This is a genomic window from Telluria sp. GW821-FHT07G12, from assembly GCF_059418525.1.
In genome coordinates, this window is the sequence record NZ_JBWKQA010000001.1 from 479,771 (window position 1) to 496,492 (window position 16,722).

General features: G+C 65.3%; 11 protein-coding genes. All 11 read right to left on the reverse strand.

The features are described 5' to 3' along the window. Positions 1-5: 5 nt before the first annotated feature. A complete protein-coding gene (locus AC07PE_RS02330; protein ID WP_498761199.1) occupies positions 6-2,501 on the reverse strand; it encodes a ligase-associated DNA damage response DEXH box helicase in 2,496 nt (831 codons plus the stop codon). Next, positions 2,498-4,129, reverse strand: coding sequence for an ATP-dependent DNA ligase (locus tag AC07PE_RS02335; protein WP_498761201.1), 1,632 nt, complete (start codon positions 4,127-4,129; stop codon positions 2,498-2,500). The genes AC07PE_RS02330 and AC07PE_RS02335 overlap by 4 nt, the downstream gene beginning before the upstream one ends. Next, on the reverse strand, positions 4,122-5,189 hold the full coding sequence (locus tag AC07PE_RS02340; RefSeq protein WP_498761203.1) for a ligase-associated DNA damage response exonuclease: 1,068 nt from the start codon (positions 5,187-5,189) through the stop codon (positions 4,122-4,124). The genes AC07PE_RS02335 and AC07PE_RS02340 overlap by 8 nt, the downstream gene beginning before the upstream one ends. 9 nt (positions 5,190-5,198) lie before the next feature. Further along, complete coding sequence (locus AC07PE_RS02345; protein WP_498761205.1) at positions 5,199-6,911, reverse strand: RecQ family ATP-dependent DNA helicase; 1,713 nt, start codon at positions 6,909-6,911, stop codon at positions 5,199-5,201. A 455-nt stretch (positions 6,912-7,366) separates the two neighbouring features. Further along, a complete protein-coding gene (locus AC07PE_RS02350) occupies positions 7,367-7,831 on the reverse strand; it encodes a hypothetical protein (protein WP_498761207.1) in 465 nt (154 codons plus the stop codon). A 91-nt stretch (positions 7,832-7,922) separates the two neighbouring features. Then, complete coding sequence (gene ahpF / locus AC07PE_RS02355; RefSeq protein WP_498761209.1) at positions 7,923-9,506, reverse strand: alkyl hydroperoxide reductase subunit F; 1,584 nt, start codon at positions 9,504-9,506, stop codon at positions 7,923-7,925. A 294-nt stretch (positions 9,507-9,800) separates the two neighbouring features. Then, positions 9,801-10,364: an alkyl hydroperoxide reductase subunit C gene (gene ahpC, locus AC07PE_RS02360; protein WP_230025919.1), complete on the reverse strand. Its 564-nt coding sequence runs from the start codon at positions 10,362-10,364 to the stop codon at positions 9,801-9,803. A gap of 187 nt (positions 10,365-10,551) precedes the next feature. Continuing rightward, positions 10,552-11,769, reverse strand: a complete 1,218-nt coding sequence (locus tag AC07PE_RS02365; RefSeq protein WP_498761212.1) for a hybrid sensor histidine kinase/response regulator — start codon at positions 11,767-11,769, stop codon at positions 10,552-10,554. Next, a complete protein-coding gene (locus AC07PE_RS02370; RefSeq protein WP_498761214.1) occupies positions 11,766-12,371 on the reverse strand; it encodes a chemotaxis protein CheB in 606 nt (201 codons plus the stop codon). Before AC07PE_RS02370 ends, AC07PE_RS02365 begins: the two co-directional genes overlap by 4 nt. After that, positions 12,368-13,225, reverse strand: a complete 858-nt coding sequence (locus AC07PE_RS02375; RefSeq protein ID WP_498761216.1) for a CheR family methyltransferase — start codon at positions 13,223-13,225, stop codon at positions 12,368-12,370. Before AC07PE_RS02375 ends, AC07PE_RS02370 begins: the two co-directional genes overlap by 4 nt. Continuing rightward, on the reverse strand, positions 13,198-16,665 hold the full coding sequence (locus AC07PE_RS02380; protein WP_498761218.1) for a response regulator: 3,468 nt from the start codon (positions 16,663-16,665) through the stop codon (positions 13,198-13,200). Before AC07PE_RS02380 ends, AC07PE_RS02375 begins: the two co-directional genes overlap by 28 nt. Positions 16,666-16,722 lie beyond the last annotated feature (57 nt).

The window sequence follows — 16,722 nt, forward strand, 5'->3', positions numbered from 1 at the left end:
TGCGCTCACGCCGCGGCCGCCTTTTCCAGTTCGCGCACCATGCGCGCCACGCGGTCGGACAGCTTCTCGGTCGAGACCTTTTCTCGGAACCTTTCAACCATCAGCGGGAACCCGAAGGGCGTGGCGCGCTTGACCTCATGGAAGGAGATGCGGCGCGCGTGCAGCTCGGTCAGCGTATCGCGCAGGCGCGTCAACTCGAGCTCCTGCTCCAGCACCTCGCGCTCGGCCTGGGTCAGCAGCAGGTTGCCGCTGTCATGCTTGCGGAAGACTTCGTAAAACAGCGCCGACGATGCCTGCACCTGGCGCATCGATTTGCGCTGGCCCGGGAAGCCCTGGTTCACCAGCCCGGCGATGCGCGCCACTTCGCGGAAGCGCCGCTGTGCCAGCTGGGTCGCGTTCAGGCTGTCCAGCACGTCCTCCAGCAGGCGCCCGGTATCGAACAGGCCGACGTCGGCACCTAGCTGCGCATCGAACATGCGGGCCCAATCCACCGGCTCCGGCGACAGCAGCTCGAAGCCGTAATCGTTCACGGCTATCGAAAAGGTCGAGGGCATCAGTTTGCCGACCCGGAAAGCCACCAGCGAGGCCAGGCCCGTGTGCACCGAGCGCCCGCCGAAGGGATAGACGAACAGGTGGTAACCCTCGCGGCTCTTCATGCTTTCGATGACCAGCACCTCGCTTGTCGGCAGCGCCGACCAGCGCGCCTGCACCTCCAGCAGCGGCCGCACGGCCTGCATTTCCGGCCCTTCGAAGATGCCGCGCGAGGCGCGCTCCAGTTCCTCCAGTCCGGCGCGCGCCATCTCGGCGCTGAGCGGCACCTTGGTGCCGCCCCAGCGGCTGATCGCGCCCTTGGTACTGGCGCTGCGTTTCACATAGGCAGTCATCTCGTGCACCCGCACGAGTTCCAGGATGCGCCCGCTGAACAGAAAGTGATCGCCCGGCTTCAGGCGCCCGACGAAGGATTCCTCGACGCTGCCGATCCGGCCGCCGCTCACGTACTGCACCTGCATCTGCGCATCAGAGACGATGGTGCCGATGCTCATGCGGTGCCGGCGGCCGATGGTGGCGTCGGGCACGCGGTAGACGCCCTCCTCGTCCGGCAGCACGCGCCGGTACTCGGGATAGACGGACAGGCTCTGGCCGCCGCGCGCGACGAAGTCCAGCGCCCACTGCCATTCCTCCTTCGTCAGGTGGCGGTAGGACCAGGCGGTGGTCACCTCTTCATACAGCTCGTCCGAGCGAAAGCCGCCGCCCAGTGCGATCGTCACCAGGTGCTGCACCAGCACGTCGAAGGGTTTGTTCGGCACTTGCCGCGCCTCGATGCGGCGGGTGGCCACCGCGCGCTTGGCGCCGGCCGCTTCCAGCAGCTCCAGGCTGTTGGTCGGCACCAGGGTTACGCGCGAGATCCGTCCCGGTGCATGGCCGCTGCGCCCCGCCCGCTGCAGCAGGCGCGCGATGTTCTTCGCGCTGCCGACCTGCAGCACGCGCTCGACCGGCAGGAAGTCCACGCCGAGGTCCAGGCTGGCGGTGCAGACCACGGCCTTGAGCTCGCCGTTCTTCAGGCCCTTCTCGACCCAGTCGCGCACCTCGCGGTCGAGCGAGCCGTGGTGCAGGGCCACGGTGCCGGCCCAGTCCGGGCGCGCCTCGATCAGGTTCTGATACCAGACTTCCGACGAGGAGCGGGTATTGGTGAACACCAGGGTCGCGCCGTTCTTCTCGATCTCCTCGATGACCGGCTGCAGCATCTGCAGGCCCAGGTGGCCGCCCCAGGGAAAGCGCGAGACGTTCTGCGGAATCAGGCAGTCGACCACGATCTGCTTCTTCAGGTCGCCCTCGACCAGCACGCTCCTGCTTTCATCGGCGCCGGTCCCCAGCAGCACGTTGCGCGCATCCTGCAGATTCCCCATGGTGGCCGACAGGCCCCACACGACCAGTTCCGGATTCCAGCGCCGCAATCTCGCCAGCGCCAGCTGCACCTGCACGCCGCGCTTGCTGCCCATCAGCTCGTGCCACTCGTCGATGATGATCATGTCGAGGTGCTTGAACTGGTCGCGCGCGCCCGCATGCGAGAGCAGCAGGGACAGCGATTCCGGCGTCGTGATCAGCGCACCAGGCAGGTTCTTCGACTGGCGCGCACGCTCGGCGGAGCCGGTGTCGCCGGTGCGGGCGCCCAGGGTCCACTCTCCGATGACATCGGGACTGGCGGCGCCCAGCTCGGCGGCCGAGACTTCGAGCGAACGCTGGGTATCGGCGGCCAGCGCGCGCATCGGCGTGATCCACAGCACGCGCAGGCCGGTGCGGTCGCGGCGCGAGCGGTTGGCGCCGCGCAGCATCGCCGCGAACCAGACGGCATAGGTCTTGCCTGCCCCCGTGTTCGCGTGCAGCAGACCGGACTGGCCGGCCAGCGCGGCCTTCCACACGGCGCGCTGGAAGGGAAACACCTTCCAGCCGCGGCCCGCGAACCAGGCGTCGACCGCCTGCTCTGCCTGCGACTTGCTCATGGTTGCGCCGCTTCCAATAATCCCTTGAGGGTATCCAGTGTATCCGCCTCCTCCACCGGCTTGTCGTCGCGCCGGCGCAGGATGCGCGGGAAGCGCACCGCGATGCCTGCTTTGTGACGCGGCGACAGCGCGATGCCCTCGAAGCCCAGTTCGAACACCATGGTCGGTTTCACGGAACGCACCGGCCCGAATTTCTCGACCGTGGTCTTGCGGATGGTGGCGTCCACCTGGCGGATCTCGGCATCGGTCAGGCCCGAATAGGCTTTCGCGAAGGGCACCAGGCGGCGCTGCTCGCCCTCGCCGTCCCACACGGCGAAGGTGTAGTCGGTGTAGAGCGAGGCGCGGCGCCCGCTGCCCGGCTGAGCGTAGATCAGCACGGCATCCACCGCATACGGGTCGATCTTCCACTTCCACCAGGTGCCGACGTCCTTGGTGCGGCCCACGCCGTACTGGGCATTGCGCGCCTTCAGCATCATCCCCTCGACGCCGCGCGCCCGCGACTCTTCGCGCAGCTTGCCGAGGTCGTCCCAGGTATCGGCCGTCACCAGCGGCGAGATGCGCAGCTGCGGTTTCGCGACACCGGTGACCAGGGTCTCCAATAAAGCGCGACGCTCGTGCTGGGGCAAAGCGCGCAGGTCGACGCCGTCCAGCTCCAGCAGGTCGTAGGCCAGCAGGACCGCCGGCAGCTCGGCCAGCAATTTGTTCGACAAGGTCTTGCGGCCGATGCGCTTCTGCAGGTCGGCAAAGGGCGCGGGAGCATCCCCGCCGGTCCAGATCAGCACCTCACCATCCACCACCGTCCCTTCCGGCAGGCTCAGGGCGGCCAGCTCGGGAAAGCGCTCGGTAATGAGATCCTCGCCGCGCGACCACAGATAGTTCTGGGCGCCGCGCCGCACCAGCTGGGCGCGGATGCCGTCGTACTTCCACTCGACCTGCCAGTCGGACAACGCGCCCAGCTCGGCCGGGTCGCCGTTCAGCTGGTGCGCCAGGAAGAAGGGGTAAGGCTGGCCGCCGCGCAGCTTGTGCTCGTCCTCGGACTGGGCCGCGATCAGCTGCAGGAAGCCGGCTGCCGTCGGCCGCACACGGCCATCGGTCCAGCCCATCAGGCGCTGGGCGATCAGCTTGGCATCGACCGCGGCGATGGCCGCCAGCGCACGCGTCACCAGCAGCTTCGACACCCCGACCCGGAAGCCGCCGCCGATCAGCTTGACGAACAGGAAGCGCTCGCGCCAGGTCAGCTCGTCCCAGTACTCGAACAGCTTCTCGCGGATGAAGCCGGGGTCGGCGCCGCGCAAGGGGCCGATGCGCTCTTCCATCCACACGGCCAGGCCGATGTCGCTGTGGCGCTTGGGCGCCGGCAGGATGTGGGCGATGGTCTCGGCCATGTCGCCGACGGCGGCGTGCGATTCCTCGAACAGCCACTCGTCCAGGCCGGCGTATTCGATGGCCGCTTCGCGCAGCACCTTGCTCGGCACCGCCTGGCGCGGCTTGCCGCCGGCCAGGAAGTAGACGGCCCAGGCGGCGTTCTCGGGCGCCGTGTGCTCGAAGTAGTTCTGCAGCGCTTCCAGCTTGCGGTTGGTGGCGGTGGTCTCGTCGAGTTCGGCGTAGAGCTGGGCGAATTCACGCATCCTTCGCTTCCTCCTTGCTTGCGCCTCCCTTGTGCGCCTCGCCCTCTTCCGGCGCGGCGGATCCGGTCGCATCGTCGTCTTCGTCGCCGTACTCGGTATCGAAGGCTTTCGCATCCAGTCCGATCTGGCGCAGCCAGCGCACCATCACCGGAATCGAGCCGTGGGTCACGACCACCTGGTGCGCGCCGGTGGCCTCGATCGCGCCCAGCAGCCCGGGCCAGTCGGCGTGGTCGGACAGCACGAAGCCGCGGTCGACGCCACGCCGGCGGCGCGCGCCGCGCAGCAGCATCCAGCCGCTCGCAAACGCGTCGCTGTAGTCGCCGAAGCGGCGGGTCCAGGTCGAGCCGGCGGCTGAGGGCGGCGCCAACACCAGCGCGCGCTTCATCTCATCCTTGCCGGTCTCGCTCACCAGCTGGGTAGGCGGCAGCTCGACGCCGCCTTCGCGGTAGACGCGGTTCAGCGGCTCGACCGCGCCATGGCAGACGATGGGGCCAATGGACGTGTCCAGGCCGGACAGCACGCGCTGCGCCTTGCCGAAGGCGTAGGCGTAGAGCACGCTGGTGCGGCCCTCGTCGGCATTGCGGCGCCACCAGGCGTTGATGCCGTCGAAGACTTCCTGCTGCGGGTCCCAGCGGTAGATCGGCAGGCCGAAGGTGGATTCGGTGATGAAGGTATGGCAGCGCACCGCCTCGAAGGGCGCGCAGGTGGCATCCGGTTCGACTTTGTAGTCGCCAGAAGCGACCCAGATCTCGCCCTCGAATTCCATGCGCACCTGGCTTGATCCCAGCACGTGGCCGGCCGGGTGCAGCGAGATCGCCACGCCGTTGTGGACGATGCGCTCGCCGTAGGCCAGGCCGTCGATGTTGATGTCGGCGCCCAGCCGCGACTTCAGGATGTTGACGCTCGCATCCGAGGCCAGGTAGTGCTTGTGGCCCCAGCGTGCATGGTCGCCGTGGGCATGGGTGATGACGGCCCGGTCCACCGGCCGCCAGGGGTCGATGTAGAAATCGCCAGGTACGCAGTACAGGCCCTCCTTCCTTACGACGACCATGTCACCCATGCATTCTCCTTATGCGATATGTTCGACAAAATCCTTCACGAACGAGCGCTGCTCGCCGTCCGGGAACTCGATACAAACCTGGTCGCCGGCCACCGAGAACACCACGCCCTCGCCATACTTCGGCACCTTCACGCGCGCGCCGGGTTCGAAGGTGGACGAGGGATCGGGTGCCGGCGCAGGTTCGCGGTCGAACTCGTCGTCGCGGATCTCGATATCCTCCAGCACGGCCGCCGGCGGATTCAGGCAGTTGTCGCAGCGGCAGCACTTCTCGAAGCCCTCGACTTCGTCGCCGAAGTAATCGAGCAGCAGCTTCCAGCGGCAGAAACCGCTGACGGCATAGCTCACCATCTGCTCCAGCGCTTCCTTGTCGTGCTCCTGCTTGCGGCGGTACACCTCGGCCATCGCCTCGAACAGGCTGTCCTTCGGCAGCTGGGCGGTCACGTTGTACGCCAGCTTGCGCGACTGGCGCAGCAGCTTGGCGTCCTTCAGCAGCTTGAGGCAGACCTTCAGGTGCGGACCGGCCAGATCGCCGGCCACATCCTCGACACGCTCGGGCGTGGCGGTCTCGTTCTCCGTCAGCTCGCGCACCGCCTCGTAGACTGCGCGGATCTCCTCGGCGGTCGGGTAGTGCTTCACCAGGAAGAACTGCTGCACCCTTTTATCGTCTTGCAGGAACAGCAGCGTGCACTCGGCATCCTTGCCGTCGCGGCCGGCGCGTCCGGATTCCTGGTAATAGGCTTCCAGGTTGGCGGGAATCTGCATGTGAATCACGAAGCGCGTGTCCGGCTTGTCGATGCCCATGCCGAAGGCGTTGGTCGCGACCATCACGCGCCGCTCGTCGTTCATGAACAGGTCCTGGTTGGCCTTGCGCTCGGCGGCCGGCAGCTTGCCATGGTAGATGGTGACGGATTCGCCGGCTTCCGCCAGCAGGTGATAGACCTCTTCGGCCACCTTGACGGTGGCGGCATAGACGATGCCCTTGCCTTCGGTCTCGCGCACCAGGCGCTGCGCCTCCTGCAGCTTGTCGTCGGGGTTGGTCACCTGCTGCACGCGGTAGTGCAGGTTCGGGCGGTAGACGCCGGTGTTCACCACGTTCATGCGCGGCCGGTTGAGCTGGCGGCCGATGTCGTCGACCACCTCCTCGGTGGCTGTGGCGGTGAGCGCCAGCACCGGCGGCCGGTCCAGGGCCTCGATGGCGCCGGCCATCTCCAGGTAGGCCGGGCGGAAGTCGTGGCCCCATTGCGAGATGCAGTGGGCTTCGTCGACCACCACCAGGGCGATCTTCACTTCCTTCAGGACCTCGACGAACTCCGCCATCACCAGGCGTTCGGGGGTGCAGAACACGATCTCGCAGCGGTTCTCGGCGATGGCGGCGAGCGACTCGCGCTCCTCTTCGGCGGAGAGGCTGCTGTTGACCTGCACGGCGCGGATCCCCATCTCGTGCAGCTTTTCGAGCTGGTCCTTCATCAGGGAGATGAGCGGGGAAACGACGACGGTCATCCCGTCCAGGATGCGGGCGGGGATCTGGTAGCACAGCGATTTACCGCTGCCGGTGGGCATGATCGCCAGCGTGTCCTTACCGTCGAGGACGCTGTCGATGACGCGTTGCTGGCCGTCGCGCAGCTGCTGAATACCGAAGACGGTATCGAGCAGGCGGCGGATGGTGTTGCGGCGTACCGCAAGCAGGCCTTTGTGCAGGAGTTTGGGTTCGTGTCGGGTCATGGTGACCCCACTCTAAATAAGGCCGAACTGAACCGCTATAGGACGCAACCTACAGTTACCGTAGGAGCCCCACTAGAGCTTTCTGCCAGCGCTCAGACAGGTCGACAAGGTGTTTTCCTACAATGCGGCGGAATCCCCGCCGATAGTTGCCATTTTGCAGTCGACCTATCATGGAACCATATTCTCCCGCAACCGGCACACAATTGGAGCTCGATCATGATCCGCATCTTCCCCGCCACCTGGACCGCCCTCCATGTCGGACTCATCAGCATCGCCACCTGGCTGCTGGTCGAAACCGACGCACTGAACGGCATGGCGCCGATGTTCTTCCACTGAGCGATGCTGCAGGACTTGCAGTTCCCGCTCATCTCCATCGGCATGCCCTGCGCATGTCAGGCGACGCTACCCTGAGAAATCACGGTCGGCGCGCTTTCCGTTTTCCCTCCTCCAGCTCCCTACTTGTCTCCCCTTTGTGCGGGGCGGAACTTCACCGCCGGCGCCTTGCATTGCTTGACCGGCTCGGGCTTGCGTGACGCGGACGAGCGCACATAGCATTCGTCGAACACCGAGCAATAGCAGACCGACCATTCGATGTCATCCATCTGACGGTACAGCGCTTCAAGATCCTTGTTCGGCGCGCCCTTGTCGCTCCATGTGAAGAGCTGCACCGACGCACCGGCGCGGACCAGGGCGCCGTCGATGTCGGCGCGGCGGCTCAAGCCGTCGTAGTTGTGTGGCTGCGCCTGGCAGCAGGCGTCGACCAATCCTGTGATGTCCTGCACCGGCTGGCCCTTGAAGCGCATCTCCACCCACTCGACGCGCGCCGGACCGACGCCATTGTTGTCGATCTGGTAGCCCATCAGGTGCTGGACTCGGTCGGCGGCGGTCTCGCGCGTGATACGCTCCCGCCGGATGTTCAAAATTACATTATAGCAATGCAATTCGAATAACATGGCGAAAAAAAAGCGCCCCTCATCCGAGGGACGCTTTACCGGCAGGCCCGGACCGGGCTTACGCCGCTTCGACCGCCACCGGCATGCGGATCAGGTAATCGAAGGCCGACAGTGCGCACTTGGCGCCGTCGCCCGCCGCGATCACGATCTGCTTGAACGGCGTGGTGGTGGCGTCGCCGCCGGCGAACACACCCGGGATGTTGGTGCGGCCGTGGGCGTCGACCACGATCTCGCCGAAGCGCGACAGTTCCACGCTGCCCTTCAGCCATTCGGTGTTCGGCACCAGGCCGATCTGCACGAACACGCCTTCCAGCTCGACGTGCTTGTCTTCGCCGGACACGCGGTCCTTGAACGAGATGCCGTTGACCTTCTTGCCGTCGCCGGTGATCTCGGTGGTCTGGGCATTCACGTGGACCGTCACGTTCGGCAGGCTGTTCAGCTTGTTGACCAGCACCGCATCCGCCTTCAACTGGTTGGCGAACTCGATCAGGGTCACGTGCTGGACGATGCCGGCCAGGTCGATCGCCGCTTCCACGCCCGAGTTGCCGCCGCCGATCACGGCCACGCGCTTGCCCTTGTACAGCGGGCCGTCGCAGTGCGGGCAGTAGTTCACGCCGAAGTTCTTGTACTGCTCCTCGCCCGGCACGTTGACGTTCCTCCAGCGCGCGCCGGTCGACAGGATCACGGTGCTCGACTTCAGCGAGCCGCCGTTGGCGAATTTCACCTCGACCAGCTCACCCGGGGCGGACGGTGCGATCAGCTGCGCCGCTTCCTGCTGGTTCATGATGTCGACGCCGTAGTGGCGCACCTGGGCTTCCAGCGCGGCCGAGAATTTGGGGCCGTCGGTTTCCAGCACCGAGATGTAGTTCTCGATCGACATGGTGTCGTTCACCTGGCCGCCCATGCGGCCGGTGGCGATGCCGGTGCGGATGCCCTTGCGGGCCGCGTAGACGGCGGCCGCCGAGCCGGCCGGGCCACCGCCGACGATCAGCACGTCGTACGGCTCTTTCGCGTTCAGCTTGGCGGCGTCGCGCTCGCCGGCGCCCTTGTCCAGCTTGGCGACGATCTCTTCGATCATCATGCGGCCGGAACCGAACATCTCGCCGTTCAGGAACACCATCGGCACCGCCATCACCTGGCGCTCCTCGACTTCTTTCTGGAAGGCGCCGCCTTCGATGACGGTGGTCTTCACACGCGGGTTCAGGATCGCCATCAGGCTCAGGGCCTGCACCACGTCCGGGCAGTTATGGCAGCTCAGCGACATGTAGACTTCGAAGGTGTAGTCGCCGTCCAGGGTCTTGATGGTGTCGATGACGTCCTGCTCGACCTTCGGCGGGTGGCCGCCGGTCCACAGCAGGGCCAGCACCAGCGAGGTGAACTCGTGGCCCAGCGGCAGCCCGGCGAAGCGCAGGGAAGTATCGGTGCCGCTGCGCTGCAGGGTGAACGAGGGCTTGCGGGCGTCGTTGCCGTCGGTGCGCAGGGTGATCTTGTCGCTGCGCAGGCCCTGGATGGTCTGCAGCAGGTCGAGCATCTGCTTCGAGGTGTCGCTGTCGTCGAGCGACGCCACCATCTCGAACGGCTGCTGGACGCGTTGCAGGTAGGCACCCAGCTGGGTTTTCAGGTCATTGTCGAGAGCGCTCATGGTGTTTTCCTTTTCGTTCAAACGTGTTCAGGCCGATGCGACGCACATGCGGGCGCATCCTTCAAATCAAAGTCGTAAATCTGTACCGGCAGATCGACCAGTTTGATCGCCTGTCATTCAATGGCCAGCCGGCATACGCGGGCGGCATTTCGGGGAGGGGTGGGAGACCGGCCGCCCCTCGCGGACGGTCTCCTGTGCTACAGGTATTACTTATACTGCTCGTGGGCTCGGGGAGCCCACCCTACCGTATCGCCAATTGTAGGGTGGGCACCCCGTGCCCACGCCACATGTCGATTAGATCTTGCCGACCAGGTCCAGCGACGGCTTCAGGGTTTCGGCGCCTTCGGTCCACTTGGCCGGGCAGACTTCGCCCGGGTGGGCTGCGACGTACTGGGCAGCCTTGACCTTGCGCATCAGTTCCGATGCGTCGCGGCCGATGCCGTTGTCGTGCACTTCCATGACCTTGATCTGGCCTTCCGGATTGATCACGAAGGTACCGCGCAGGGCCATGCCTTCTTCTTCGATCATGACTTCGAAGTTACGCGACAGGGTGCCGGTCGGGTCGCCGATCAGCGGGTAGTTCACTTTCTTGATGGCATCCGAAGTGTCGTGCCATGCCTTGTGGGCAAAGTGGCTGTCGGTCGACACGCCGTAGACTTTGACGCCCATCTTCGCGAATTCCGGCTGGAAAGCAGCCAGGTCTTCCAGTTCGGTCGGGCAGACGAAGGTGAAGTCGGCCGGGTAGAACATCAGAACCGACCAGGTGCCCTTGAAGTCGGCTTCGGTCAGGTCGACGAACTTGCCATCATGGAAAGCGGTTGCTTTGAACGGTTTGATTTCGGTGTTGATGATGGACATGAAAGCTCCTCTTTCGGGGTTAAAAAAAACGTTAGGTACGCACTATACCGCGCGCACCGCTCAATGTGAAATTAATTGAACGGATTTCATCAATTGATTTTAACTATCAGTAGGCTGCGTGGGCACGGGGTGCCCACCCTACGGTCGCACAATGTAGGGTGGGCTCCCCGAGCCCACGTCACGAGATTCAAGCGGAGACGGCAGCAGCCGGCACATCCACTTCCGAGCACGGCAACAGCAGGCTGAAAGTCGCCCCCTGCCCCGGCGTGCTCTGCACCGTCAGCTCGCCGCCGTGCGAGGTAGCCAGCTGGCGCGAGATGTACAGGCCCAGGCCCAGCCCCTTCGGCTCGCCTGCCTTGGCGCCGCGTTCGTAGGGTTCGAAGATGCGGTCGATGAAGTCGGGCGCGATGCCCTTGCCGTGGTCGCGCACGTCGATGCGCACATTGCAGCCGATCTGGTGCACGCTGAGCTCGACGGTGCCGCCGCCGCCGTAGCGCAGCGCGTTGGTCAGCAGGTTGACGATCACCTGCTCGATGCGGAACTCGTCCCACACGCCTTCCACCGGCTCGTGGCTGGCCAGCTGCAGGGTCGAACTGGCCGCTGCCGCCTGCAGGGAGAGGTCGTTGACCACCCGTTCCAGCAGGCCCATCAGCTCGACCTTGGCCGGGCGGATCGACAGCGTGCCGCTCTTCATGCGCGAGACGTCCAGCATGTCGTCGATCAGGCGGATCATGGCCTTGATCTGGCGCTCGTCGCGCTTGATCATGCCGGTCATCTGGTCCGGGTTGAAGGCAGGCAGGTTGCCGCGCTTGAGCTGCAGGCTGCGCATCTGCGTTTCCAGGAACAGCGTGTTGAGCGGCGTACGCAGCTCATGCGCCACCAGCGACATGAAGTCGTCGCGCATGCGCAGCGAGCGCTGCAGCTCTTCCTGGGTCTGGTTCAGCTCGCGCAGCAGGGTTTCCTGCTCGCGCCGGCTACGCTCCAGCGCTTCCATCTGGCGCCGCATCTCGCGCCGCTGCTGGTCCAGGGTCACAAAGACGTTGACCTTGCTGCGCACGGCGTCCGGATCGAGCGGCTTGTAGAGGAAGTCGACGGCGCCCTGCTCGTAGCCCTTGAACGCATAGTTCAGCTCGCGCCCGGCGGCGGACACGAACACGATCGGGATATTGCGGGTGCGCTCGGTGCCTCGCATCAGCTCGGCCAGCTCGAAGCCGTCCATGCCGGGCATCTGCACGTCCAGGATGGCGAGCGCGAACTCATGCTCGAGCATCAGGGTCAGCGCTTCCTCGCCAGATTGCGCCTGGAATACCTGGCGCTTCTCGTCGCGGATCAGGGCGTCCAGCGCGCGCAGGTTTTCCGGCAGGTCGTCGACGATCAGCAGTTTGCTTGGGTCTTGTGCGCTCATGATAATCGGGTCTCCAGCATGGGCAGCAGCGCCCCGATGCGGGCCAATGGCAGGATCAGGTGCGGGGAAAAACGGGCGATGGCGCTCTTCGGCATGGTGGCCACCTGGGCGTCATCGGGATCTTGCACGACGGTCAGGCCGCCGTTGGCGTGAATCTGCGCCATGCCTTCGGCGCCGTCATGGTTGGCGCCGGTCAGCAGGATGCCCACCAGGCCGGGGCCGTAGGCGTCGGCGCTGGATTCCATCAGCACGTCGATGGCCGGGCGCGCGAAATGCACGGGCGGTTCGCAGCTCAGCGAAAACGTGCGGTCCTGCTCCACCGACAGGTGGTAGCCGGAACCGGCAAAGTAGACGGTGCCCGGCGCGATGGCCTCCTTGTCGGCCGCTTCCTTGACGGGCAGCGGCAGGCGCTCGGAAAACAGTTCCGCCAACCGGCTTTCGCGGTCGCCCGGCAGATGCAGGATGCAGACTACCGGCAGGCTGTAATCGGCCGGCAGCGAAGGCAGCAGCGCGCCCAGGGCCTCGACGCCGCCGGCGGAGGCGCCGATCACCACCGCTTCGACGCGGCGGCCGGCCAGCGCGGCCTGGATATCCGTGCTCATGATTGCCCCACCTTGCGGAACACTCGCTCGCGCTTGGCCAGCGGCTCGAAGCGCTGGGCATAGCTGGAGAAGTCGATGCTCTCCTTGCTGCCCAGGCCCAGGAAGCCGCGGTGCACCAGCGATTCGTGGAACAGGCCCAGCACCCGGTTCTGCAGGCGCCGGTTAAAGTAGATCATCACGTTGCGGCAGCTGATGAAGTGCGTTTCGGCGAACACGCTGTCGGTGGCCAGGCTGTGGTCGGCGAAGGTCACGTTCTCCACCAGCGAGCGCTCGAACAGGGCGCCGCCGTAAGCTGCCGTGTAATAGTCCGAGAAGGCTTGCGTGCCGCCCGACTTCTGGTAGTTCTCGGTGTACAGGCGCATGCGCTCGAGCGGCATCACGCCGCGCCGCGCCGCCTCCAGCGATTCCTGGTTGATGTCGGTGGCGTAGATCAGGCTGCGCTCGAGCAGGCCTTCTTCCTTCAGCAGGATCGCCAGAGAATACACTTCCTCGCCGGTGCTGCAGCCGGCCACCCAGATCTTCAGCGAGGGATAGGTCTTGAGGAAGGGAACGACCTGCTGGCGCAGCGCCAGGTAGTACTCCGGATCGCGGAACATTTCCGTGACCGGGATGGTCAGGAATTGCAGCAGCTGGGCAAAGGCGGCCGGCTCGTGCATCACCCTGGCCTGCAGCGCGGACACGGTATCGCATTCCATCACGCGCATGGCGGCCAGCACGCGGCGCTTTTGCGAAGCGCCGGTGTAGTCGCGGAAGTCGTAGTTGTACTTGAGGTAGACAGCTTCGACCAGCATCCGCAGTTCGATGTCGATGTCGCTTGGAGGCTTCGTCAAATCCGCTCCATGGTCGGCATCCATACCCGCAGCAGCGAGTACAGCCGGGTCAGGTCGATCGGCTTGGCCAGGTAATCGTTGGCGCCGGCCGCCAGGCACTGTTCCTGGTCATCCTTCATGGCCTTGGCCGTGATCGCGATGATGGGCAGGCGCGCGAAACGCTGGTCCTGGCGGATCCTGCGCGTCGCTTCCAGTCCGTCCATGCCGGGCATCATCACATCCATCAGTACCAGGTCGATAGCGTCCACTTCGTCGAGCTTGGCAAGGGCTTCGAAGCCGTTGCGGCCCACCTCCACGTGCGCCCCGCGCTGCTCCAGCGCACTGGTCAGCGCGAACACATTGCGCACGTCGTCGTCCACCAGCAGGATGGTCCTGCCTTCGAACACGCGGTCGCGCCCGCGCACGCTCTTGAGCATGGTCTGGCGCTCGGAGGACAGCGTCGACTCCACCTTGTGCAGGAACAGCGTCACCTCGTCCAGCAGGCGCTCAGGCGAACGCGCGCCCTTGATGATGATCGAGCGCGAATACTTCAGCAGCTCGGCTTCTTCCTCGCGGGTCAGGTTGCGTCCCGTGTAAACAATCACCGGCGGGAAGGAGCAGAGTTCCTCCATGGACATAGCCTTGAGCAAGTCATTGCCCTGCATGTCGGGCAGCTTCAAGTCGATGATCATGCAGTCGAAAATCTGCGAGCGCAACAGGTTCAGCGCTTCCTCGCCCGAACCGACGGCGGCGATCTCGACGTCGTTGTCCGAAATCAGCTGGACCACGCTTTCGCGCTGGCGCTCGTCGTCCTCGACCAGCAGCACGCGTTTCACTTGCTGGGCCGATTTTTCCTTGAGCTTCAGGAACACGGCTTCCAGCTGTTCGCGGGTGGTGGGTTTCAGCGCATAGCCGATCGCCCCCAGGTGCAGGGCTTCGCCGCCATTTTCCTGGCTCGATACCACGTGCACCGGAATGTGGCGTGTCGACGGATTTTCCTTCAGCTGCTGCAGCACCGACAGGCCGGAACGGTCCGGCAGGCGCATGTCGAGCAGGATCGCATCCGGGTTCTCGGAAGTGGCCAGTTCCAGGCCCTCCTCCGCCCTCAGCGCGACCAGGCAGCGGAAGTCCATGTCGTGCGCCAGGCCGTAGAGGATGCGCGCGAACTCCGGCTCGTCCTCGATCACCAGCGCGGTGCGGCGGCCGGCGGCAGGCTCGGCGCGGTCATCTTCGAAGCGCGGGCCGGCCGGCTGGGCTTCCTCGGTTTCGACCACGACCGGCGCCGGCGCGGGGGTGCGCACAGGCGGCGCCGCATGCACCAGCTGGGGCGCCGGCGGGGTGGCGGCGACAGTGCCGTTGCGCGGCAGGCTGAGCGTGAACGTGCTGCCCTCGCCCAGGGTGCTGGCCAGGGTCAGGGTGCCGCCCAGCAGGCTGGTGAGGTCGCGCGAGATCGACAGGCCCAGGCCGGTGCCGCCGTACTTGCGCGCGGTCGAGCCGTCGGCCTGGTGGAAGGCGTCGAAGATCTTGTCCTGCTGATCGGGCGCGATGCCGATGCCGGAATCCTGCACCGTAAACTGCACCCAGCCGTCGGCATTCGCGCTGACAGTCAGGCGGACGCGCCCGGCATCCGTGAATTTGACGGCGTTCGACAGCAGGTTTTTCAGGATCTGCTCGAGGCGCTGGCGGTCGGTGTGGATGGACATCGGCACGTTGGGCTCGACCGTCAGCGAGAACTCCAGTTCCTTCTGGCGCGCCAGCGGCTCGAAGGTACGCGCCAGGCCCTCGATCATGCGGCGCAGCGGCAGCTCTTCCGGCACCAGTTCCAGCTTGCCGGCCTCGACCTTGGAGATGTCGAGGATGTCGTTGATCAGGTTCAGCAGGTCGTTGCCGGCCGAGTAAATGGTCTGGGCGAAGCGCACCTGCTCTTCGTTCAGGTTGCCGGCCGCGTTATCCGACAGCAGCTTGGCCAGGATCAGCGAGCTGTTGAGCGGCGTCCTCAGCTCGTGCGACATGTTTGCCAGGAACTCCGACTTGTAGCGGCTGGCGCGCTCCAGCTCCAGCGCGCGCTCGCGCAGCTGGTCCTGCGCCGTGGTCAGCGCCGTGTTCTTGATGTCGAGGTTGGCGGCCTGCTCGGCCAGCTGCTCGTTGGTCTGCTCGAGTTCCGCCTGCTGGTTCTCCAGCGCGGTCTGCGATTCCTCGAGGGCGCGCGACTGCTCTTCCAACTCCTCGTTGGCGGTGCGCAGCTCTTCCTGCTGGACCTGCAGCTCTTCGTTCATGGCCTGCTGCTCTTCCAGCGCCACCTGCAGGCGCTGGCGGTAGACCACCGAGGCGACGGAAGCGCCCACCGCCGCCGCGATGAATTCCATGAATTCGGTATCGCGCTCCCTCACTTCGCGCAGGAAGCCGATCTCGATCACGCCCTTGATCTTGCCGTGGTTGCGGATCGGTGCGATCAGCAGTTCGCGCGGCGCGGTTTCGCCCAGTCCCGAGCCGACCTTGATGTAGTCCGGCGGCAGTTCGCGCAGGGTGAGGATGCGGTCCTGGTTGGCGGCTTGCGCGGCCAGCGATTCGGTCGGCTGGATCACCCTGGCATGCTTGTCCTGGTGCGCGAAGCCATAGGCGCCGATGCGGGTCAGTGTGCCGTCGTCGCTGCGCGCGTACATGGCGGCCACGACACCGCCCAGGTAGGGCGTGACGTAGTCCAGCACGGCCTCCGCCAGGGGTTCCAGTTCGTGCAGGTTGGCGCTTTTCGTCGCCAGCTCGGCCTGGCCGGTACGCAGCCAGTCCTGGTGGCGCAGCAGCGCATTGTGCTCGGCCTCGTGCGCCAGGATTTCGCCATAAGAGTTCGACAGTTTAACCAGTTCGCGGCGGCCGAACAGGGCCAGCAGGCCGGCCACTGTCAGGCTGAACAGCAGGAAAGCACCGACCGACCAGGCAATCACCGAGCGCGACGAGCTGTTGCGGTCCTGGAGCAGTCGCTCCTCCTCCGCGATGAAGTCGGCGAATTGACGCCTCACTTCATCGGTAATGACCTTGCCGCGGCCGCTTTTCAGCACTTCGGTGAAATCGACATTGTTGCGGCGGCGCGCGATCATGTCCTCGGCGTAGGCCTCGTATTGGCGAAGGGCAGCGCGGATCCGGCCAATGCGCCCGAGCTGCGAAGCATTGTCGACGACCAGCTTGTCCAGACCGGCAAGCTCATCGGCGAGTTGATTCTTGGCTGTCTGGTAAGGCACCAGCAAATCGGCGTCACCCGCCAAAAGATAGCCTCGCAGGCCCGCCTGCATGTCGATCGACATGCGGCTCACTTCATTGGCCTTGCCGATCACCCGCTCGGAATGCTCGACCCAGCTGAGCACATTGATCAGGTAGGCGATGATGCCTACGAAGACCAGTGCGCTCAACACCCCCATGCCCAGCGGCATGGCGACGTTACGGGACAGGATGCGGCGGAACTGGCTGCTGTCGATACTCGATCCGGTCATGCTTATTCGCTAACTTTAGGAAAAAAATATCCTAAGTGTAACGCAATTGCAAAACCC

What these genes read in the sequence shown, in the direction of transcription:
- AC07PE_RS02370 (WP_498761214.1), bottom strand. Translation starts at nt 12,371, where the DNA reads ATGAGCACGGATATCCAGGCCGCGCTGGCCGGCCGCCGCGTCGAAGCG.
- AC07PE_RS02345 (WP_498761205.1), bottom strand. Translation starts at nt 6,911, where the DNA reads ATGACCCGACACGAACCCAAACTCCTGCACAAAGGCCTGCTTGCGGTA.
- AC07PE_RS02340 (WP_498761203.1), bottom strand. Translation starts at nt 5,189, where the DNA reads ATGGGTGACATGGTCGTCGTAAGGAAGGAGGGCCTGTACTGCGTACCT.
- AC07PE_RS02335 (WP_498761201.1), bottom strand. Translation starts at nt 4,129, where the DNA reads ATGCGTGAATTCGCCCAGCTCTACGCCGAACTCGACGAGACCACCGCC.
- AC07PE_RS02380 (WP_498761218.1), bottom strand. Translation starts at nt 16,665, where the DNA reads ATGACCGGATCGAGTATCGACAGCAGCCAGTTCCGCCGCATCCTGTCC.
- ahpC (WP_230025919.1), bottom strand. Translation starts at nt 10,364, where the DNA reads ATGTCCATCATCAACACCGAAATCAAACCGTTCAAAGCAACCGCTTTC.
- AC07PE_RS02365 (WP_498761212.1), bottom strand. Translation starts at nt 11,769, where the DNA reads ATGAGCGCACAAGACCCAAGCAAACTGCTGATCGTCGACGACCTGCCG.
- ahpF (WP_498761209.1), bottom strand. Translation starts at nt 9,506, where the DNA reads ATGAGCGCTCTCGACAATGACCTGAAAACCCAGCTGGGTGCCTACCTG.
- AC07PE_RS02330 (WP_498761199.1), bottom strand. Translation starts at nt 2,501, where the DNA reads ATGAGCAAGTCGCAGGCAGAGCAGGCGGTCGACGCCTGGTTCGCGGGC.
- AC07PE_RS02375 (WP_498761216.1), bottom strand. Translation starts at nt 13,225, where the DNA reads ATGGATGCCGACCATGGAGCGGATTTGACGAAGCCTCCAAGCGACATC.